The sequence below is a fragment of the Nodularia sp. UHCC 0506 genome (genome assembly GCF_034931045.1).
Taxonomy (GTDB): domain Bacteria; phylum Cyanobacteriota; class Cyanobacteriia; order Cyanobacteriales; family Nostocaceae; genus Nodularia.
This window is the reverse complement of sequence record NZ_JAYGHH010000012.1, coordinates 25,796-47,767: the sequence shown is the minus strand read 5'-3', so window position 1 is coordinate 47,767 and position 21,972 is coordinate 25,796. Positions and strand designations below refer to the sequence as shown.

Below are 21,972 nucleotides of genomic sequence, written 5' to 3'. Positions count from 1 at the left end.
TTTGGGGATGACAGATCACTTAAACCGTTCCCTGTTCCCTGTTCCCTGCCTCCACGACAAAACTTTTTCAGCAAGCCCCAATTACAAAAAGTTATATTTCACGAAAGAAACTTTAAAATAAATATTTTTTGTCTAAAACCAGATATTTTTTGGAAAGTTTTAGGGATTCGTTGAAATGGGAATGGTGATGATGAACTCTGAACCTTTGCCTGGAGTAGAATTAACTTCCAGATTTCCCTGGTGCTTTTCCACGATAATTTGATGGGCAATTGATAACCCTAAGCCAGTACCCTGTCCCACTGGTTTAGTTGTAAATAAATATTCAAATAATTTCTGCTGGATATCATTTGACATTCCTACTCCATTATCTTTGATCCGAATCAAGACATGATTGGCATCTTCAGTTAGCCTCGTCTGAATTGTGATTTGATTAGGATTGGCTTCAATTTCAGCATAACTCCGCCCTACATTAGACTCCTCTATCGCCTCAATTGCATTAGCTATTAAATTCATAAAAACTTGATTCATTTGACCGCTAAAGCATTGAACTTTCGGTAAATTGTCATAATCTTTAATTACTTCAATATCAGGACGACTCTGGGATACTTTTAAGCGGTGTTTGAGAATCATGATTGTACTGTCAATACCATCATGAATATTACAATAAACTTTGCGATCGCTATCTTCACGAGAAAAGGTGCGTAAACTGGTGCTGATGTTGCGAATCCGTTGAACACTTTCTTTCATGGAAGCAATTAAGTTAGGTAAATCACTACGCACATAATCTAAGTCTACGGCGGCGATTTCTGCTTGAATTTCCTGAACCGGCAAAGGATAGTGCTGCTGATATAGGTTAATTAAGTTGATCATGTCTTGAAAATATGTCGCAGTATGGCCAAGATTGCCATAAATGCAACCAACTGGATTATTAATTTCGTGAGCAATCCCTGCAACTAATTGACCAAGTGCAGACATTTTTTCTTTCTGTACAAGTTGGAGTTGAGACTTTTGTAAGTCTTCTAAGGCTTGAGTCAGTGCTGCTGTTCTTTCTGCGACTCTTTGTTCTAAAGTCTTAGTAAGATGCCGTAATTGCAGATGAGTATTAATTCTCGCTAAAATTTCTTCCTTTTGAAAAGGTTTAACTATGTAGTCTACAGCTCCTAAAGCAAAACATTTGATTTTAGTATGTGTATCAGAAATTGCTGTCATAAAAATCACAGGTATATCACGAGTCTTGAGATTTTCTTTCAATTTTTTACAAGTCTCAAGCCCATCTATTTTAGGCATCATCACATCTAATAGAATCAAGTCAGGTTGTCTATCTTGTACCTGTTTAAGAGCTATTTCTCCATCAATAGCGGTAATAACTTCAAAGCCTGAATAAGTCAGTGCCTGAGAGACTATTTCTAGATTGCTATTTGTATCATCTACGATTAGAATTAAATCTTTTTCTTGCATAGTAGACATATGTATTTCTAAGTTTTGAGAGTTTTATAATTATTTTTTCTGTTTCATTACGCTGAAATACATTTGACTTATTTTGTCATAATATTTTGCAGATAAGCCCGTATTGTTGGGCGTAGGCTCAATATCTAAGTGTGAAACATAAGTAAACATTCTTTTTCTGCCGTTCTTGCAAAAGAATAATTGGCAGGGTTATGCTTGGCGATCGCTACCCCTTATTCACTAGTTTTCCCAAAAAGGTATTGATTCTTGCTATTTCTATACAATACACTGCACATAAATTTTTCAAGGCTCGGACTAAACATAATCGAGTAAGACCTCATCAGAGAATAATCTACTCAAGGGTAGTGATTAGCCCAATAATCCCTAACTATTTATTACAAGGAGGTCAAATGAGCATACTCTTTAAATAAATAGGGTTTGCTGTTCGCGTAGTGTGCCGTTGTGGAGGTAGGGAACAGGGAACAGTATCAGCTATCTGTCATCCCCAAATTTTCTGATTTATTCAACCTAAAATTCACATTTTTGATGGTACACCCTTCAAAAGCCTTGCACCTACTTTCGGGTTTATCAGCCTCAAACCTTCGATTTATCTGGGTTTTATACTTATTCAGCAAGCCCTAAATAAAGCCTGCCTTTACCCTTAAATAGAGTATGTTCGGCAGGATGATTAGATATATAAACTTTCTCGTACAAGTCGGTGTAAATAAACAGACCATTCAAAATCAATGAAAAGCCTAATAGAATAAACTTTTTGTCAAGCCCTAGTGGGCATGGCTGTGCTTACCGAGTAGTGTGCCGTAGACTCTCTTGGGATTTCCGCCTTGCAGTGTTAAATATTTTTACTTACATTTAATCCAGTATTTGTTTTAAAGGTTACATGGCAAAGACTATATGAATAAATGTAAGTCCAAATACTACTTGATTTTTTGTTTAATAAAAGTCACCACCTGACCTAGCTGTTTCTTTAAACCATCGATTTCTGCTTGCATCTTGATAATTTTTTCATTCAGTGCATTTATTTCTGCTGAAGTCGGTGACTGATTATCAGAAGATGCTACTGGCACTACTATACGAGGAGGGGTTGCCGGGCTATTCTTGGCAGCTACAGCCGCGACTGAAACTGTTTCTGAGCGAGGCTTTTTAGCTTTAACCATCGCTGCCTTGATCGCACTAATTAGTTGCTTCTGGTCAAAAGGCTTTCCCAAAAATTCAAAGTATTCAAAAGGCTCCGTAAGTTTTTCCGTCACCTCTTCTTTACGACCAGACATGATCACCAAGGGAATCTTTCTTAACTCAGGCTGTGCTTGAACTTGCTGAAACACTTCCCAACCGCTCATTTTAGGTAGGAGAAAGTCCAGCATGATCAAACTGAGTTTTTCCTGACGGATGAAGTTGAATCCTTCCAAACCGTCTTTTGCTTCTAATACCTCGAAATTGCCTGGAGGCAACATTTCTCTTACTTTTAACCTGACTACTGTAGTGTCATCGATAACTAAAATTTTGTTGCTTGCCACGGCTTATTGCTCTAACAGAAATTTTAAATGTAAATAGCGATTTTGCTGATTGATGTTACTCAGTTCTGAGTTCTGAGTGCATTAAATAGGAAGAAAGGATTGCAGTACTTAAGTACAAACTCCGCCTTTTGTGGGCAGTCTTTTAACTCAGCGCTTTGCTTATGCCTCTCTCTGCGCTCCAGAACTTTCAACTCAGTACTCTTCATTATGAGAATGTTCCCACTATATACAAATTTTTTGCCCACTGGGGGATAGTATATCTCGCTATAAATGCTAAAAACGTAAGTAATTAAAAAAACTAGTGCAATTTTTTTTTAAAATTTGTGTCATGGTGGTACTTAGGGTTTGAACCTTGCTTCAGTGCAAAGGAAATTCGCCCCACAGTACTATTGGATATTGCTTGGATGTCTATGACTTCGCCACAACCAGCCCAACTCCAGTCGGAAATTACGGCAATGCCTAGCTGGTTACGTCGCCCCATTGGCAAAGCTAGTGAACTTTCTACTGTACAACGCGTTATTAAGCAACGTCAGATTCACACCATTTGTGAAGAAGGACGATGCCCGAATAGAGGGGAGTGCTATGCTCAAAAAATTGCCACTTTTTTACTATTAGGCCCTGTTTGTACACGCTCTTGTGCTTTTTGTCAAGTGGATAAAGGTCATGCACCAATGCCGATTGACTTAGAAGAACCGCGAAAAGTCGCAGAAGCTGTGCAGCTTTTGGGATTGCGTTATGTGGTGCTAACTTCTGTCGCCCGTGATGATTTGCCAGATCAGGGCGCAGGGCAGTTTGTGAAAACAATTGATACTATTCGGCTGTTAAATCCAGAGACTCAAGTTGAGGTGCTAACACCAGATTTTTGGGGTGGTAGTGGTGCTGGGGAATCAGGTCAACGGCAAAGAATAGCCACGGTTGTGACAGCTAAACCAGCTTGTTTTAATCACAATGTGGAGACAGTGCGGCGGTTAACAGGCCCTGTGCGTCGGGGAGCTAAGTATGAGCGATCGCTACGAGTGTTGGCTGTAGTTAAAGAAATTGATGCGACTATTCCAACCAAATCAGGTTTGATGCTGGGACACGGCGAAACCAGGGAGGAAGTCATAGAAACTATGGCGGATTTAAGGTCGGTGGGATGCGATCGCCTGACTATCGGCCAGTATATGCGTCCTTCCTTGGAACATTTATCGGTTCAAAAATATTGGACACCAGAAGAATTTGATGAACTAGGCAGCGTAGCATCAGAAATGGGATTTAACCATGTCCGTTCTGGTCCCTTGGTTCGTAGTTCCTATCATGCGGGTGAGGAGGGGTAAGAGGTAGGGTGCAGGGTGCAGGGTGCAGGGGGGAGAAGACGGTAACTTCCCAATGACCAATGACCAATGACCAATGACTAATGACACAAATATTTCTAAAGAAATTGGGTTTTTGGTACAGGTGTTTGGTATTTCTTAGAAAGTCAATAAAGAAGGAGAACGACTGATGGCTAGAGTTCAAAATTCCCCAGTTCCATCAACAGGAGCTAAACCCCCGTACACTTTTCGCGCTGGTTGGGCCTTGCTGTTATTAGCTGTTAACTTCCTGGTGGCAGCTTACTACTTCCACATCATTGAATAATTAGACGTGGAATGGTGCTGCTCAGATCGTGCCTTTGAATAAACCTTTGGGGCGAATGAGTAGCACCAAAATCATAATTAACAGGGCTACACCTTGTTTATATTGCGAACCTATCCACAGGGTGCTGAGTTCTTGGGTAACACCGATGATTAAAGCAGCAGCGATCGCACCATAGGGATTACCAATACCCCCTAAAATCACGGAAGCGAATAAGGGGAGAATCAAAAACCATCCCATATTCGGGCGGACAGCTGTAATTAATCCATACATACTGCCACCCAAAGAGGTGAATGTGCCAGCAATAATCCAAGTCCAAAGGATAACTTGTTCGACATTGATACCAGAAACTCTAGCTAAATCTAAATCATCAGCCACGGCTCGCATCGCTTTACCAATTTTGGTGTTTTGCAGGAGATAGTGCAGCGCCAAAATAGCAAATATTGCTAACCCCAATACCAACAATTGATTCTGTGGCACCTTGATGCCAAAAATATCTAAAGCCGTCGTTACAGGTAAATCATAATTTTGGTTCTGGCCGCCCCAAAAAAAGATAATGCCATTGCGTAGGAATAAGGCCAGTCCAATAGAGATAATAATCAATGTGGTGGAAGTGGCACGAATAGAGCGCATTCTTGACCACAATAATTTTTCTGAAAGTAGCATGGCGGCTACCGTTCCCACTGCCGCCAGAATCATGGATAGCCAAATATTTATGCCCCCGGCATTGACTAACAGGGTTAAATATGATCCCAAAGTTAGGAAATCACCGTGAGCAAAATTAGATAACCGTAAAATACCGTAGGTCAGCGTCAGTCCCACGGCGGCGAGAGCAATAATGCTTCCGACTGCAATCCCATTAACAATTAGTTGAATAATTTGTGTATCCATCGGTTTTGGCTAAATAATTGCCCCTAAGAAAATATTATGCGGTCGGTTTTATAGAATAATTTTGGTTTGATAGTGTTGATAGTCACTATAAGTTATGAATTAAAAAAAAAAGACAGTTGTGAGTTAATATACATAAGATATTGTTTTCTGTTTTATGCCAAGTCAAATTTGTTCAACGGTCTAGTTGACCATGCAGCAATATTCAAGCTTACCAGAACAAAACTCATCAGTAGATAAAACGCCCCCACTTTTGACAACAATGCAACAACTTCGTGCCGAGTTGTGGCTGGAACGCAGCTTGAACCAGTTGCAAAGTCGCCTTAATGATTGCTTACTGTCTGTTTGTAGTCCCGTCTTACAGCATAGAACCACAGAAGCGGAAATTTTCCAAGCCGTGGTAGACGAGCTGGGTATGGCTTTGCATAGTATGACGGTAGCGATCGCTCTATTTCAACCACGATCCAAAATTGGTCAGGTGAGTTATGTTTCTTGTTCTGACTCGCCATACCCACCACTGATATATCTAGAGACAAAAGATAAAAAGCTGGAATTAAAACTGCAAGCAGTCATAACACTTCAGGATTTACAGCAACTTGAGAGCCAACAACCAAATCAGGTCTGGCGTTTAACTGATGATGCTGGGGCTGTAATTGGTTGGTTAATGATCTCTAAAACGTCTCTACAGTCTGACGAAAAAGCACTCACAGCATCCCAATCTCAACTTAGCTCACAATTACTGGCACGATCTACTAAGCAGTGTGTGGCGGCACTAGCACAACTGCAAAGAATCAAATCTTTACAGCAACAATCGCAACAGCTGGGCAGTTCTAATGAAAAACTAGAGCGCACCAATGAACTGAAAAACCAGTTTTTAGCTAATACCAGTCACGAAATTCGTACACCTTTAAGTTCGATTATTGGTTTTAGCCAACTACTCTTAGCCCAAGGCTACGATCCCACTAGGGAACACCACCAAGAGTATTTAAGGATTATTCAATCTAGCGGTAAGCATTTACTCACGCTGATCAACGATATTTTAGACCTCTCAAAAATTGAAGCCAACCAGCTAGAAGTGGAATGGGAAAATATCAATGTACCGGAGATATGTCGTAATGTTTTGGCACTAGTCAAAGAGAAAGCCGCTAATAAGGGTTTGCAACTGCGCCTCAAACTAGATCCCAATGTCACCACCTTAGTTGCTGACCCTCTACGACTGAAGCAAATGCTGTTGAATTTGCTGTTTAATGCCCTCAAGTTTACCAAGACAGGTGCTGTGGGCTTAGATGTTTTGCCCAAAGATGAATTTGTACATTTTATAGTTTGGGATACTGGTATTGGCATCTCCCAAGAAAATCAATTGCGACTATTTCAACCCTATTTTCAAATTGCTAATACTCTAGTAAATCGCCATGAAGGAACTGGTTTAGGGTTAACTGTGACTCGGAAGTTGGTGGAAATTCATGGTGGTTGGCTGGAAGTGGAATCGGAAGTTGATCACGGTTCGCGTTTTACGATTATCCTCCCGGTCAAGCCTGTTGGAGAAGCAGAGAAGGAAGAGGGAGAAGCAGAGAAGGAAGAGGGAGAAAAATGCCCACTGATTACCTCTAACTCTCCTCTAGAAATTTTGTTGGTGGAAAATGATATACCTAATGCCGAGTTAATCCGAATTTATCTGGGTACATTGGGTTATCAGGTAATTTGGGTAAAGAATGCTGCCGAAATGTGGACAGCGCTGACACAGTTAAACCCAGAAATGTTAGTAATTTTAATGGATATTTATCTGCCAGATGGCAATGGTTTAGAATTGGTTCAGCAGATCAGACAAGAAGCTAAGTATCAGCTGATTCCTGTAATTGTTCAAACAGCAATGGCAATGAAAGGCGATCGCGAAACTTGTTTAGCGGCTGGAGTCAATGATTATATTTCTAAACCGCTTGATTTAGCTCTTTTAGGCAGTTTAGTAGCCAAGCATGGGAAAGTGCTGAGTGCTGAGTGCTGAGTGCTGAGTTTTGAGTGCTGAGTGCTGAGTTTTGAGTGCTGAGTGCTGAGACGCGATAAATCTTGTTTGTACAAGAAAGTACGGTTGGCTGACTGAAAATCAGGAGCTTTGTATCTAAGATAGAATTAGTTGGGTGGTATAGGGTTTTGCCTAGATTGGGAAATCATGTTGACAGAAAAACTTGAGCAATTAAAAGTTTTATTTAGTGAAATGGAGCAGGCTTTGATTGCCTACTCTGGAGGGATTGATAGTACTTTAGTTGCCAAAATTGCTTATGATGTGTTAGGCGATCGCACTTTGGCTATCACAGCTGTTTCGCCTTCGCTATTGCCAGAAGAATTGGAAGATGCGAAAATCCAAGCCGCAACAATGGGAATTCCGCATAAAATTGTCCAAACTCACGAAATGGATAATCCCAATTACACTTCTAACCCTGTTAACCGTTGTTATTTTTGCAAAAGTGAGCTGCATGATACCCTCAAACCCTTAGCTTTGCAGCTAGGTTATCCCTATGTAGTGGATGGGGTGAATGCTGATGATTTACACGATTATCGCCCAGGAATTCAAGCGGCTAAAGAACGAGGCGCGCGATCGCCTTTAGCAGAAGTTGGAGTGACGAAAGCCGAAGTTCGTCAACTTTCACAACAACTCGGTTTACCTTGGTGGGATAAACCCGCCCAACCTTGTCTGAGTTCTCGCTTTCCCTACGGTGAAGAAATTACTGTCGCCAAGTTGCAAAGGGTGGGTAGGGCAGAAATTTATCTGCGAAAGCTGGGTTGGCAGAATTTGCGTGTGCGTTCTGAAGGAGATACAGCGCGGATTGAATTATTACCAGCACAGATCAAAGATTTTGTCTTGACTACGGATTTAGAAGCAGTAGTCTCTGCATTTCAGGGTCTGGGATTTATCTATGTCACACTGGATTTAGAAGGTTATCGCAGTGGTAAGTTGAATCAAGTTCTCAAATTCTCACCTAATTCCCTGAGTGTGTAAATTCTATCTGTTGTAGTGCTGAACGCCAAATATCATAGCCTTCTTGAGACAGGTGTAAACCATCTGTTGTCAATTCTGGGCGCAAATTGCCTTGAATGTCTGTAAACCAGTGATAAATATTCAGATAATCAGCTTTTTCTTGTTGAGCAATCACAGCCAACTGTGTATTAATCTGAATAATTCGGCTATTAGGAATTGTCGGTAGGCGAGTCGGCAAAATTGATTGCACTATGATCTGACTTTTGGGGTGAGACAGGCGCAAAGTACGGATAATTCGCCGATGATTAAGCAAAATTTCTGCGTTACTATCGCCTTTGCGTAAGTCGTTAATTCCAGCCATGATATAAATGACATTCGGTCGTGTAGCCGAAAATGCCCGCAATCTTCTAAAAATGCCAGCAGCAGTATCTCCAGATATGCCTTGATTTAGCCACAATTTACCTGTGGGCAGTTTTTCTTTAGGAAACCACATACTTAAGGAATCACCAACTAAGATCCCTAAATAACTTGCACCTTGTCCTTGGCTGATAGCTTTGGCTTCTAAAGCTAATAAATGTTTCCAGTCTTCATAAGTGACTTGATATTCCTGACTTGAATCCCATGATACTTGCAAAGTATCGCTATCTGTCCGTGTATAAATCTGACCTGTTTTCAAAGCCGCCAATCTTTGTTGGTAAAGTTGATGACCCGATGTTAATGGCCGATGATCTTGCTGGGATCTGGGATGAAATAATGAGTCTGATAATTGTTGATTGCTGAATTCTGGTAAGGATATGTCAAGACTAGGGATGTTTTTTTTATCCACTGTGATCTCGGAATCCTGTGGCAAATTCCGCAATAATTTAGAAGTTTCTGGCAGAAAGCTCGACATCTGTGGAACAGCCGATGCTGGTATTGCTAGTCCTGTTAACAAGCTTGCTGCTAACAGATAAGGTTCCCTCATCGCTTTTTCTTTCCTCATTTTTACTGCTTTTTTCCTATGACAGTATTAATCACCTATATTCAGGAAAATTCTACTGAGATTTAGTAATTATTGTTATTTATACCCTATTGTATATTTCTGTAAAGTAAGTTTACAAGATTATGTTTAAGAATTCACCATTTCTTTAAGACATAATTTTTTACTATGAAGTCAGTTTTATTTCAGAATAGTTTTTTGGAGAATATATAGAAGAAACATCTGGAAAGTGCTAAGATTTAGGCGAAGTAATTAATGTTTCTTTCTTATTCTGTGGCTAGAGCTAGTACAGCAATTGGTGTCAGTCCAATTATTAAGGAGATTGTGCAAAAACAGGCACATTCGACACGTTTAACCCTCAAAGAGGTTATTCTTATGGGAATGCTAGCTATTGACAAGCTAGATGATCAAAGTCGTCAAGAATTAGCCGATCAAGTTCATCAAATGCAGGTGAATGGCGAGATTTGAGCCAACAGTTATGAATTTAAAATTTCCCAACTGAACTATTGACCGAATCGATAACGACTTCCCATAACATAATCCTCATTAATTTCAAAAGAAATCCATCGGCGTTGCCAAGTTTGAGCCACAAACCCAGTTGTATTGGAACCTGCAAATGGGTCTAACACCAGATCACCTTCATCAGTTAAAAATTTGATGAAAAATTCAGCAAAGCCGGTTGGAAATCTTGCCGGGTGGGGTTTTACTCCCTCGGCTTTACATCGCCGTAAATAAGCGCTATTGGATTGGGTATTGGCAATTTCTAACAAATTTGGCGGAATTGCTCCCTGATTATCTTTTTGAAATTTCTCAGAAATATCATGTCCACTGGGACGAATTTTAGCTTTATAGCCATTTTTCAGTAGTTGTTTCATACTCTGGCTATATGGCTTTAAAACTTTTCTGTTGTCGGCTTTAGGATTTGGTGTTTTCGACAACCACCAAACTACATTGACAGAATCTTTCACCCGAATGCGTCTAATTGTCACCCACTCTGCTGGGGTAGGTAATCGAGCTGGATTATAGTGATAGAATTCTTGAGCGAGAAAAAAGCCGACTTCTTTACACAATCTGACTAAGAGTTCATATTGGTAGATACTCCGTACAGGATGACCAGGAAGGTAAGCACCACCTAAATCTAAAATAAATGAGCCATTCTCTGTAAGAACTCTTTTAAACTCATTGGCGAAAGGTAGAAACCATTCAATATATTTTTCTGCGCTTTCATTACCATATTCTTTTTGACGTGTGAGCGCAAATGGTGGTGATGTGAGGATGAGATTAATACTATTTGGCTCAATAGATTTAATGAGTTCTAGGCTATCACCCAAATACGCTGTCCCTAAACTTTGGGTGTAATAAGGATTTAAAATTATCTCATTTGATGATGTGATTGTTTTTTCTTGCAAGAGTTTTAACTAGTTCAAAAGGGTTGAAATTTTATACAGCAGATTTAATGAGGCTTTAAACCCAGTTTTTTGGTAATAGCCCACTCTACGCATAACTGAAATTTTATCACTTTTTGTAAGGGAGGAATTTACCAGACATAATAACTTTCAGGCGATCGCCTTTGGGGTCTGATTCTTTTTCCACGATGTAAAGTTACTTTTAGGCGATCGCTGCTGGCAAAAGAGTAAATAGATATACTTAGTATCAAATTATCTTAAATATAAAACTCCTATTTGAATTTTGATAGCTTGCATGGCGTAAGCCATACAAAACGACCTATACCGTAGAAATAAGTAATAGCATTGACTGGATGGTAAAATTAAACCGGATATTAACTAAATTTTAACATTACTGAACTGAACTTTGGGCAAGCGATCGCATCCTACTTCAGACTGATTTATTTCAGTATTTCAAACAACAATAGTTTACTTATTTTTTCTGTAAACTATTTGCCAAAATGCCGGGATTCGATGAATTTAAAATAGTATCCTGTTCTGTATTCTGAGAACAAGAAGTTAGATTATAGGTCTAACAATTACACATATCACGCGACTGTCCATGTTCCGACAACCTGCTTTTGGCATCGCTTTAAGTACGCTTGTCCTGGCGAGTGGATTAATGAATGCTCCCATAACAGGTAAAGAATCTACAGAACAAACCACTCGTAATCAACCGTTATTCATTCCTTCCAGTCAGGCTGCAACATTAACTACTAACTTTGACACAAATGCCCTAGAAAAATCAATTTTTGACGACATTAATCGATATCGAGTTACTCATAATCTGCCAAAGTTGACCCTAAATGCAAATATCACTCAACAGGCAAGGATACACAGCCAAAACATGGCTAATGGTAAAGTCCCTTTTAGCCATGACGGATTTGAACAGCGAGTCACAGCTATTCCCCTGCGCTACAACAATGCGTCAGAGAATGTCGCATTCAATCGGGGATATAGCAATCCGGCGAGTCAAGCTGTTAAGGGTTGGTTGGAAAGTCCCGGACATTTGAAGAATATTCAAGGCAATTTCAACCTGACAGGGATTGGTGTGGCGACCAATCAAAAAGGCGAAGTTTACCTCACCCAAATTTTCCTTAGTAGTAGATAGATTGATTTACTAAGTTTTTGGACAATAATAATGTAGTGCCTGATGGTATAGCCCTGGGGGTATGGCTCGTTTAGCCCGTGCTGACTAGAAACCAAGTTAGCTCAAGGCTTTCAGCAATCAACAATGTCCTAACGTGTATGCGTAGTGCTATATTTTGTTCTAAAAGGCACTGCATTTATTATTGGTAATTTATGACATTACAAGATTTTCAAGTAGGCGATCGCGATTTGAGTGACGCTATTTTGGCTGAGTATTTAGCATCCGATGCCATCGCTATCGACACCGAAACAATGGGATTATTACCACACCGCGATCGCTTGTGTTTGGTTCAGCTATGCAATCGAGAAGGTAAAGTCACCGCAATTCGCATCGCTAAAGGGCAAACCGCAGCCCCAAATTTAAAAACACTCTTTGAAGCGGTGAACGTCGTTAAAGTTTTTCACTTCGCGCGTTTCGATGTGGCGACGTTACGCCATAACCTGGGAATTCAGGTTCAGCCCGTTTTTTGTACCAAAATTGCCAGTAAACTGGCTCGTACCTACACCAATCGTCACGGACTCAAAGAGGTAGTACTAGAGTTAGAACACATAGAATTAGACAAAAGCGCTCAAAGTTCCGATTGGGGTAACGCTGATAATTTATCAGAAATTCAACTCAATTATGCCGCCAATGATGTTCGCTACTTACTCGGCATACAGCAGAAACTCACAGAAATGCTGAAACGAGAAGAACGTTGGGAAATCGCTCAGGAATGCTTTCAAGTGTTGCCAACTTTAGTTACCTTAGACTTGCTGCAATTTAAGGATATATTTGAGCATTGAGTAAACAGTCAATAGTTGCTAGTAACTATTGACACTACACATCTTGATTGAGATTTTCCAAGTGGTCTTGCATCCGAGACACCACATTTAAATCATCTGCACCTGTGGGAGTTTTGGATTCAATAATACCTTCTGTGGGGCCGCCAATTTCCTTCCAGGCAGCTAAACCACCTTTAAGTTGAGATACATGGTCAAATTTAGCGCTACGAAGTATTCTAGCGGCTTGGGCGGCTTGTTGCTCATCCGCACCGTATATATATATATCACGATGTTGATCTAAAGATGACGTAGCTCTATCGACTAACTCATCTATAGGCATTGGCATTGCCCCCATGATATGACCATCATTGTAGGTCTGGCGATCGCGCACATCTATAATTGTAAAAGCTGGTTCGCCCCATTCCAAACGAGACTTAACTGCATAAACGTCAGATTGCGCTTCTACTGGTGGCTGTGAGGGAATAATAGCCTTTAGCGGATTAGTATTCATAACCTTATTTAACTAAACTTACTAACAGTAAGTTAGCAATATATATACATAATTATGTTCTTTCGCAGGTATGAATATCTTCAACTTCTATCTACAGGCAGATTAGCTTAATGAATTTTTATTATTTAATTATGTCGGCTTAATTCCTGTTGAAATCCAGAGTTATTTTTTTCTATCTTACGTAAAATTGCAGTACACCTGATTTATTTCATACCTTTTATTTCATTCTTTGTGCTTTACCCTGAGTTAAAATATCTACAATTAATCTTGCTTGAATCCCTGAACTCAGAAATTCTTGGCTAATCTATTTTCATTGATGGATACAGAAAATAATTTTAGTCAAGGATAATCCTAACTGTTGACAAATTTGGTAGCTGAACTTTTAATAAACTTAATAGAAAATTAAGTAAAGCGAAGCAATACAGTGAAAAAGTTTTGCCAGAAACTGTTAGATACCTAAGTAAACAAACCAAACAGGCACAAATTATTACATCAACACTAGAGTAAAACTTTTTTGATAGGGTGCAGTTATAACTCTAGGGAAAATGTAATTACAGCGTATTTCACAAAAAAAATGGCTTACCGTAAAGTCGCTACCACAACAAAAATGAATCGCCAGATCAAAAATAGGCTAAAACGTTATGGTGATGCTTGCTGTTACAAATCCTAAGATTCTTGTTGTCGATGACGATTTAGGCATCCGCAATCTTATCCAGCGCTTTTTAAGTCGAAAATATCAAATAGAGTCAGCCGCAGATGGTAAAACAGCTTTGTTCTTGTTTGACAAATTCAATCCCGACTTAGTAATTTTAGATTGGAATTTACCAGACATCAATGGCTACCAACTGTGTCAAGAAATGCAGAGTCGCACTAATGTTTTAGTGATGATACTGACGGGAAGAACTGCTGAGTCCGATAAAATTAAGATTCTTTCCGCAGGTGCTGATGATTTCATGACTAAACCGTTTAGTCTAGCTGAAGTTGAAGTGAGAATACAAGCTCTTTTGAGACGCATTCGCTGTATTGATCACTATCCCACACAACGTCTTGTTTTTAAACAGTTAGCAATTAACCCAGATAATCGGGTGGTAACACTTAATGACCAGCCTCTGTCTTTAACAGCTCTGGAGTTTAATATCTTACACTTTTTAGCAAGTCATCCTGGTAAAGCTTGGAGTCGTCCCCAGCTAATTCAAAAAATCTGGAATTGCGAATATGTGGGTGATGGGAGGGTAGTTGATGTGCATATAGGACAACTGCGTAAAAAGTTGGAAATTGATAGTACTGTTCCTGAGTTTATTAAAACTGTGCGCGGCTACGGTTACAAGTTTGAACTACCAGAATCTACTGCGATTGGTTGAGTATATAATTTAGTGTTAAGCTTGAGTTTTTATACTGAATACACTAAAGTATTTTGTGTCTACTCAACCCCCAGAGGAAAACTTTATTGTTGCTAATTATCGCAGCAAAAGTTCACCAAAAGTCAAGATATACCGAGTTTAGCTGATATTTCTCCCATAGGTGAAATTTGGGACAAACACCGAGCCAATGCGGAGAAAATTGCCTACTATTACGCTACATCTGGGGAAAATTCCTTCTTGGAGTATGCTTGGCGGATGAGAATGTGTGCTGATTTGCTGGAGTTTCAATTATTACCAGAAGCAGCAGCAGGTATTTTTAAGTTAAAACTGTCAAATGCGCGATTTTGTAGAGTGCGCCACTGTCCGGTTTGTCAGTGGAGGCGATCGCTTATGTGGAAGGCTAGAGCCTATAAAATTCTCCCACAGGTTGTGACAGATTATCCCAAATATCGTTGGCTATTTATCACCCTCACAGTCAAAAACTGCCAAATTCAGCAACTCAGGGAAACTTTGCATGAAATGAATAAAGCATTTAAGCGATTATCTGAATTAAAAGCCTGGCCTGCAAAGGGTTGGATTAAATCGATAGAAGTGACGAAGGGTAAAGACGGGATATCAGCGCACCCACATTTACATATTTTGGCGATGGTACAGCCTTCGTATTTTAGTCATGGTTATATTTCTCATGCAAAGTGGGTGGCTTTGTGGCAAAAGTGCTTACGGATAGATTATCAGCCCATTCTTCATATTAGCGCGATCGCCAAGCATCAGGACCCCAAACGGCTGATTCCAGAAATCCTCAAGTATCAGGTGAAAGAATCGGATTTGATAGGGGATAGAGAATGGTTTTTAGAGTTAACCCGTCAGTTGCATCAAAGCAGAGCGATCGCTGTAGGGGGTATACTCAGACACTATATGCGAGAGTTAGAAGAGGAAAATCAAGACCTCATTGGCGCGAGTGAAGAGATAGATGAGGTTGATGAAGGAAAATTATCTTTCAAATGGGAGAGCAAATTACAGAGATTTAAAATAGTGAGTGAAATAGTGAGTGATACAAGCGATACCATTAAAGCCACCTAATCAATGCTTTAAAAGGGTTTAAGGGATTTAAAAGCGTAGATACTGAGGTTTAATCCGACGGAATGTCAAAGACCAACGGTCAGATGTAACCGGATAAAGCTCATGGGGAATATGGGAATTAAATTTGATAACCTGACCATCCTGAAGGTTATATGGATAATCATTGATAAGCAAAGTAGCTTGTCCGATATTGACAGATACAAGTAGGGATTCAAAATCAGAATGATCACGATGTTTTGTCATGCAACCACCAGGACGGTAATAAGCAAGTAAAGCACAGTCCCAACCTGGATAAATTAGATTACCTAGTCGAGTAACTCTATAATCGAAATTACCTGATTTAATCTGTAAAGGTTTAGTGAGTATAGCCTCATGTTTAAACCATTTATGAGTTCGATTAAAAACTAAATTACTAGAAGACATTTGCTTCATATCAAACTGATGCTTACACCAATCATGAAGAACATGAAGGTCGCGACGAACATATCCAAGAGTTTCCATTAAGTTGATTCATTCCATACTGATACTTCACCACATTCGCAGCGTTAGCTGCATGAACACTGCGGTGTTAGTTATGTGACATAGACTAATTATTGCTGTCAGAAGAAAACATAAAAAAATCCCAGGAATACCACAAATGGATGCCTGGGAAAAGCAAATTGCTTCACTTGAAATTAGAAAATAGCTTCGATATGAGTTTATATATTCACTGATTTATCGGTAGATATAATATGCAAATCTATTTAAAAAAATGAAGCGTAGGGTGTGTTGTAGCGAAGCGCAACGCACCGTCAAAAATTCGACTGCGTTCAGTTAAAAATTAAAGGTGCGTTAGCCTACGGCATAACACACCCTACTGGTAATTTGTATTTCTTCATATACATTGAATTTTTCTCGCCTACTGACTTAGCAGTGAGAAAATATCAACGATAATCTTGGCTTTGAATATCACGCAGACGCGCCGCATCACGCATACCGTAATCAGTGCGAGTAAAGCGATTTAACTGCGACTCATAAAAGTCTCTATTGGCTTTTAAATGCTCAGGGTCAGGGTCATCTAAAGGATGATGTAATGCTGTGCGTAAGGCTTGAATTACCGCAGATGTAACGTTGTACATTGACCGTTGAAAAGTAATTCCCAACTGAATCAACATATCATCTTCGCCTCGGCAATGTTTTTTGTAATCTTCAATCAGATATTCTGGCAAGAAATGCAGCATATCTTGCATTAATAATGTTGGGGGAATACCTGCTGTACCCACCGGAAATACATCAGCATAAAGAATACCATAGTGGAAATCCTCTTGCTTATTTGGTACTTGACCGGCTTGAGCATTATAAGATTTTGTTCCCCTAAAGGGTGCTGTGCGATAAAAAACAGCTTCTACATAAGGTAATGCAGCTTCATACAACCAGACAAAACCTTCAGATTTGGGAATGATTTCGTAGCATTCACCACGGATATAAACATGATGGTAAATTGGACGACTTGCTACTGCAAAAATGCCATTTACCAGAAAATTCATGGCTTCTGGGACAGTAGTAATTTTCCCTTCGTCATATAAATCTGACATTTCAAAAAATACCGGAGCCATAACTTCCCAGAATAGCCCCAAATTAGAATAGTAAGACATTTGGCGGCACTGTTCTAGAAACATATCTGGGAACAGTTTATAAAGCCCCAACATTACCGGGTTTCCTTGGAAATAAGCTTTGATAGCTCTATCAGCATTGGCTATATATTCTGGACTATCTAAATAAGGGTCAAATTTCCCACCCATTCCCCTGTGCCAAAACATAGCCCGCATACAAGCTTCAGCAAATTCCATATTGATGCGGTCATGGAATAAGTGATGTAATAACTTAGGCATTTTCAAGGTTTCACCCTTTTCCATAAATGCCAAAAGTTCAGGATGTGCAGTAGCTTCACCGCGCCAAACTCTCAATTCTGCATCATCACCAGCATAATGATTATGCAATTCTAAATACTCTTTCGGCAAGAAGTATTTGAAGAAGGGTAAGGGATTTAAAAATACACGTTCAGCGATATAAAGCAAATTACGCCAGTAGAAATCCATCGGTACGGCATAAGCTTTATAAATGCCGATAATTTGCTTTAAATTTTCAGGTGTATCTGGCAACATCGAACCACCTGCTTCTAGCCGATGAATGATATCAGCAAATTCATGTTGAGAAGGAGGTAATTTACTAGTAGATTTTTCTGGAGTTTGTACCATTGCTATTGCCTCATATCAAAATGAAAAAGAATAATTGACCTCTCCCCGGCATAAATTAAGGACTAAAGTCCTTACTACAAACCTTGAATTATTTCTGTTGCTCTACTTAACTAGATTTATTCAATTGGAAATTGAGCAACCACGGTTTTTTCTATTGGGGTAATTGTCGCTACCATTGCTGTAGTTGTGGTTTCACTCCAGCGCACTAACCAAGTGGGTTGTATACCTAAAAAGATAATTAGAACTGCCAAAACTATGGCCGGAATTTTTTCCGCCCAGACAACTTTGGGGTAGTAAGCTAAATTATTATCTAACTTGCCAAAACAGGTACGGTTGAGGAGAATCACGAAATACACTGCTGTTAAGCCGCTAGATGCTACACACAATAGTGTGGGTAAAGGAAAGGCTGAAAAACTACCTTGAAATACAATAAATTCCGCCACAAATCCTGTTAAGCCGGGAATTCCCGCACTAGCCATCCCACTGAGAACCAGTAAAGCACTAATGAAAGGTAAACCGCGAATAGGACTCATTAAACCATTGAGTTTATCTAATTCACGTGTACCAACCTTGGCTTCTATCACCCCGACTAGGTGAAAGAGAATTGCCAGAATTAAACCGTGGCTAAACATTTGAGCCACTGCACCCACCATTGCTAACGGTGTACTAGAGGCACTGGCCAGCAAGACATAACCCATGTGACCGATAGAACTGTATGCTACCATGCGCTTGATGTCTGTTTGCGCGATCGCAATTACCGCCCCATAAATCGCACTAATAGCCCCCCAAATAGCTAAGGTTGGTGCAACCACAGTCCAAGCTTGGGGAAACATTCCCATGCCAAAGCGTAACAGTCCATAGGTTCCCAACTTTGCCAACACACCACCTAATAAAATCGCAATGGGTGCGGAAGCTTCAACATAAGCATCAGGTAGCCAAGTATGGAAAGGAACCAGAGGAATTTTAATTCCAAAGCCGATAATAATTCCTACCAGGAGGATGAATTGCAAACCTGCGGAAATATTTTGGGTAGAGACAGCATCGAAAGCAAAACTGTTAGCACCAGTGAGGAATACCAGACCTAAGAAGGTAGCTAAAATGAAAGCACCGGAAACAGCAGTATAAATTAAAAACTTGATGCCAGCATAAGCCCGTTTTTCTCCTCCCCAAATAGAAATTAATAAATAGAAGGGAATTAATTCTAGTTCGTAAAACAAAAAGAATAACAATAGGTTTTCTGCTAAGAATGCCCCAGCAACGCCACCACTAATAAATAAGATGAGGGCGTAAAAAAGCCGTGGGCGTTCAGTTTCTTGGTTACTGCTATAAATCGCAATCCAAGTGAGTAAACTATTAAGCAGCAACATCAGAATGGATAACCCATCAACCCCTATTTGATAAGTTAAACCCAATGTGTCATTCCAAGGTAGATACTCTTCAAATTGCATCCCTGGAGTGCTGATATCAAATTTCAGCAAAATAAACAAATTCCAGCATAAAACTATGGCTGCTACAATTAAAGATACTAAGCGGATGCGACTAGCTGGGACAACTTTACTGGGTAAAAACCCGATAATTACAGCACTGAGAATTGGTATCCAAATCAGAAAACTCAACATACTCTAGAATTTCCCTTTCTTTCTTTCTTTCTTTCTTTCTTTCTTTGTGTACTTTGCGTCCTAGCGCCCTGGGGCATACGCTGCGCGAATGTGGTTCGTTCATATCTACACCCCACAAGCCATCAGACAGAAGTGGTATAACTCACCAAAAAACCACCATATAGCGCAGACTTAAAACATCAAACTTAAAAACTGGATTTTCCAGAATGGCCAAGTTATCCAGGCACATAAAACGCCTACTCCTAAAAGTACGGTGAAGGCATAAGTTTGGGTTTGTCCAGTGGTACTGTATTTTAAACCTTCGCCACCTAATAGGGAAAATAACCCGACTAAATTCACTATGCCATCAACTATAAAGCGGTCAATCATATCAGCTAATTTGGAAAGTTGGGCAACGCTGAAAATGATGGTGAGGCGATAAAGTTTTGGTGTGTAAAAATCGTAAGCAAATAAATCTTGTAAGGGTTTCCAAGGTAGGCGAATTGGCTTAGGAATATTGCCTAAATAGATGATAGCGCTAATGCTGCAACCAAAAATACTTGACCAGATTAGTAATAGCACGACATCTTTATTCAGACTTGCCCAATCAGGTAATATTGATAAGCTTTGTAACACTAAAGGCAAATGTAGAACAAAGCCGAATAAAATTACCATTGGCATGACCATTGGCCAGTGAACTTCAGGCGATCGCTCACTCATTTGTTTAGCTTTACCACCGAAAATTAAGCCAAATTCTCTGGTTAAACTGAAAGCTGTTAAGGCGTTGACTAGAATAATAACCCCCACTAACCAAGGGGAAGTTTCCCAAAGACCATTAGCTAATTCTACTAAAGCCCAAAAGCTACCTAACGGGGGAAAAGCAATTAATCCTAATGTTCCCGCTATGAAAGCTAACCCAGAAATTGGGCGACGTGTCCACAAGCCTCCGAGTTGAGTCACATCTTGGGTGATACTATTCCAAACAATACCGCCGGTACTCATGACCAATAATGCTGAAGCTAAAGCATGGGTAAGGACTAACAATAATGCTGTTTCTTCTTGTTGTGTGCCGACAGCAATAAACACTAAGCCCATGTAAGCACTAACAGAATAAGATAAGCAGCGTTTCACGTCAATTTGAGCGATCGCAATTAAGGATGCACCCACAGATGTCACCACACCGATGGCGATAATAAACGATGAAACCACAGGTGATAAAGTTAAGACAGGTTGCAGCTTAATTAATATCCACGCACCACTAGCAACCACTACCGAGTTCCGCAAAATTGTACTGGGAACAGGGCCTTCCATCGCTTCATCTAACCACAAATGCAAAGGAAATTGAGCGCATTTACCCATTGGGCCAGCAACTAATGCTAAACCTACTAATGTAATCACCTTTGGGTCTACTTGAGTATTACTAGCCCATACTGCTAACTCTGTATAATCCCAAGTTCCTGATAAAGTCCATAAACCCAAGACTCCCATAAGTAAGAATAAGTCTCCTACCCGCTTGGTTAAGAAAGCATCTCTAGCACCAGTGACTACCAAAGGTTGACTAAACCATAAACCAACTAATAGATAGGTTCCTAATGTTAGGACTTCCAAAATTACATAGCTAAAAAACAGATTATTGCACAAAGCTAAGGCACATAATCCTGCTTCAAATAATCCCAATAAAGAATAGAAGCGTCCCCAACCCCAATCCATTTCCATGTAACCCAAGGCAAAAATTTGAGCTAAGAAATTCAAGCCAGTTACTATCACCATTGCGCCCACACTTACCGAAGAAATTTCTAAGGCAATGGTGAGGTTTAAACCTGCGGTAGATAGCCAAGGTATAAATATTTCGTGGGGTGGTTGATTCCAAGTTGATTGTAAAGCTAAGACACTATGAACTAATGCCAAAAAGGTCATGACTAAATTGACATAACCTGCTGGTCTTGAGCCAGTTTTGCGAATAATTCCCGGCGACCAGGGAATTGCTAAAAGTCCACCTGTTAAGGCATAGAAAGGAACTAACCAAACAGTCTCCAGGAGAAACTGAGCCATAAAATTAACCTCTGTATTGATAGCACAAATTAGCCCTTCTGGGAACAAATTTAACTTTGCTCTCAGTTAGCTAATGATTCTAGATAAGGGAATTTTATTTTTGCTTAATATTATTTTCATCTTACCCTCATATTTACCAAAAAGGAATTATGTAACAAAATAAATCCGTGATGTCTACTGTAATTAATTCTTATATAATTTTTTGTCAAGTTTATCCATAGAGTGCAGTCTATGAATTATGATTGAGTTTAAACGATACAGCAAAATCAGTTAACAGTTATCAGTTCCAGCAGTTTTCGTATATTTAGGATTGGCTGAATAAATATAAAACCCAGATAAAT

19 protein-coding genes and 1 pseudogene are annotated in these 21,972 nt (G+C 39.7%); 9 read left to right on the top strand and 11 right to left on the bottom strand.

Annotation, left to right across the window (positions count from 1 at the left end):
* Positions 1-159: 159 nt before the first annotated feature.
* Together VB654_RS10200 and VB654_RS10195 are read right to left on the bottom strand one after the other, a co-directional pair.
* Complete coding sequence (locus VB654_RS10200) at positions 160-1,467, bottom strand: response regulator (protein WP_323213604.1); 1,308 nt, start codon at positions 1,465-1,467, stop codon at positions 160-162.
* A gap of 914 nt (positions 1,468-2,381) precedes the next feature.
* Positions 2,382-2,981, bottom strand: coding sequence for a response regulator (locus VB654_RS10195; protein WP_323213603.1), 600 nt, complete (start codon positions 2,979-2,981; stop codon positions 2,382-2,384).
* 410 nt (positions 2,982-3,391) lie between these two features.
* On the opposite strand from VB654_RS10195, the gene lipA reads away from it, so the two are divergent.
* Positions 3,392-4,297, top strand: a complete 906-nt coding sequence (gene lipA, locus VB654_RS10190; RefSeq protein WP_323213640.1) for a lipoyl synthase — start codon at positions 3,392-3,394, stop codon at positions 4,295-4,297.
* A gap of 166 nt (positions 4,298-4,463) precedes the next feature.
* Positions 4,464-4,598 carry a photosystem I protein PsaX gene (locus tag VB654_RS10185; protein ID WP_323213602.1) on the top strand — a complete coding sequence of 45 codons (135 nt, stop codon included), beginning with the start codon at positions 4,464-4,466 and terminating at the stop codon, positions 4,596-4,598.
* A gap of 21 nt (positions 4,599-4,619) precedes the next feature.
* Here VB654_RS10185 and VB654_RS10180 read toward each other — a convergent pair whose 3' ends face one another.
* Entirely contained in the window at positions 4,620-5,486 is an 867-nt protein-coding gene (locus tag VB654_RS10180) for a branched-chain amino acid ABC transporter permease (protein ID WP_323213601.1), read from the bottom strand.
* A 190-nt stretch (positions 5,487-5,676) separates the two neighbouring features.
* Here VB654_RS10180 and hrmK point away from each other — a divergent pair, with 190 nt between their 5' ends.
* Both hrmK and larE read left to right on the top strand, forming a co-directional pair.
* Positions 5,677-7,485 (top strand): hybrid histidine kinase/response regulator HrmK, encoded by a 1,809-nt coding sequence (gene hrmK / locus VB654_RS10175; protein WP_323213600.1) that lies wholly within the window; start codon positions 5,677-5,679, stop codon positions 7,483-7,485.
* Between the two features lie 165 nt (positions 7,486-7,650).
* Positions 7,651-8,478: an ATP-dependent sacrificial sulfur transferase LarE gene (larE, locus tag VB654_RS10170; protein WP_323213599.1), complete on the top strand. Its 828-nt coding sequence runs from the start codon at positions 7,651-7,653 to the stop codon at positions 8,476-8,478.
* Here larE and VB654_RS10165 read toward each other — a convergent pair.
* Positions 8,459-9,421, bottom strand: a complete 963-nt coding sequence (locus tag VB654_RS10165) for an SGNH/GDSL hydrolase family protein (RefSeq protein WP_323213639.1) — start codon at positions 9,419-9,421, stop codon at positions 8,459-8,461. The genes larE and VB654_RS10165 overlap by 20 nt on opposite strands.
* A 270-nt stretch (positions 9,422-9,691) precedes the next feature.
* Between VB654_RS10165 and VB654_RS10160 the strand changes: the two genes are divergently transcribed.
* Positions 9,692-9,904: a hypothetical protein gene (locus tag VB654_RS10160; RefSeq protein WP_280649406.1), complete on the top strand. Its 213-nt coding sequence runs from the start codon at positions 9,692-9,694 to the stop codon at positions 9,902-9,904.
* A 35-nt stretch (positions 9,905-9,939) separates the two neighbouring features.
* Here the strand turns inward: VB654_RS10160 and VB654_RS10155 are convergent, their stop codons facing one another.
* Positions 9,940-10,845, bottom strand: coding sequence for a site-specific DNA-methyltransferase (locus VB654_RS10155; RefSeq protein ID WP_323213598.1), 906 nt, complete (start codon positions 10,843-10,845; stop codon positions 9,940-9,942).
* Between the two features lie 106 nt (positions 10,846-10,951).
* Positions 10,952-11,029, bottom strand: a pseudogene (locus VB654_RS10150) (cyanate hydratase); the annotation flags it as partial.
* Positions 11,030-11,443: 414 nt separating this feature from the next.
* On the opposite strand from VB654_RS10150, the gene VB654_RS10145 reads away from it, so the two are divergent.
* Both VB654_RS10145 and VB654_RS10140 read left to right on the top strand, forming a co-directional pair.
* On the top strand, positions 11,444-11,992 hold the full coding sequence (locus VB654_RS10145; protein ID WP_323213597.1) for a CAP domain-containing protein: 549 nt from the start codon (positions 11,444-11,446) through the stop codon (positions 11,990-11,992).
* Positions 11,993-12,183: 191 nt separating this feature from the next.
* Complete coding sequence (locus VB654_RS10140) at positions 12,184-12,813, top strand: ribonuclease H-like domain-containing protein (protein WP_323213596.1); 630 nt, start codon at positions 12,184-12,186, stop codon at positions 12,811-12,813.
* Positions 12,814-12,847: 34 nt separating this feature from the next.
* Here VB654_RS10140 and VB654_RS10135 read toward each other — a convergent pair whose 3' ends face one another.
* Positions 12,848-13,303 carry a rhodanese-like domain-containing protein gene (locus VB654_RS10135; RefSeq protein ID WP_323213595.1) on the bottom strand — a complete coding sequence of 152 codons (456 nt, stop codon included), beginning with the start codon at positions 13,301-13,303 and terminating at the stop codon, positions 12,848-12,850.
* Between the two features lie 641 nt (positions 13,304-13,944).
* Between VB654_RS10135 and VB654_RS10130 the strand changes: the two genes are divergently transcribed.
* Positions 13,945-14,664, top strand: a complete 720-nt coding sequence (locus VB654_RS10130) for a response regulator transcription factor (RefSeq protein WP_323213594.1) — start codon at positions 13,945-13,947, stop codon at positions 14,662-14,664.
* A gap of 237 nt (positions 14,665-14,901) precedes the next feature.
* Complete coding sequence (locus VB654_RS10125) at positions 14,902-15,744, top strand: protein rep (protein WP_323213593.1); 843 nt, start codon at positions 14,902-14,904, stop codon at positions 15,742-15,744.
* 27 nt (positions 15,745-15,771) lie between these two features.
* Here the strand turns inward: VB654_RS10125 and VB654_RS10120 are convergent, their stop codons facing one another.
* The 4 genes from VB654_RS10120 to VB654_RS10105 form a co-directional block, all read right to left on the bottom strand.
* On the bottom strand, positions 15,772-16,245 hold the full coding sequence (locus VB654_RS10120; protein ID WP_323213592.1) for an AraC family ligand binding domain-containing protein: 474 nt from the start codon (positions 16,243-16,245) through the stop codon (positions 15,772-15,774).
* Positions 16,246-16,667: 422 nt separating this feature from the next.
* Positions 16,668-17,981 carry a CO2 hydration protein gene (locus VB654_RS10115; RefSeq protein ID WP_323213591.1) on the bottom strand — a complete coding sequence of 438 codons (1,314 nt, stop codon included), beginning with the start codon at positions 17,979-17,981 and terminating at the stop codon, positions 16,668-16,670.
* Positions 17,982-18,097: 116 nt separating this feature from the next.
* Positions 18,098-19,600 carry an NADH-quinone oxidoreductase subunit M gene (locus tag VB654_RS10110; RefSeq protein ID WP_323213590.1) on the bottom strand — a complete coding sequence of 501 codons (1,503 nt, stop codon included), beginning with the start codon at positions 19,598-19,600 and terminating at the stop codon, positions 18,098-18,100.
* Between the two features lie 171 nt (positions 19,601-19,771).
* Positions 19,772-21,631 (bottom strand): NAD(P)H-quinone oxidoreductase subunit F, encoded by a 1,860-nt coding sequence (locus tag VB654_RS10105; RefSeq protein ID WP_323213589.1) that lies wholly within the window; start codon positions 21,629-21,631, stop codon positions 19,772-19,774.
* Positions 21,632-21,972: the final 341 nt, after the last annotated feature.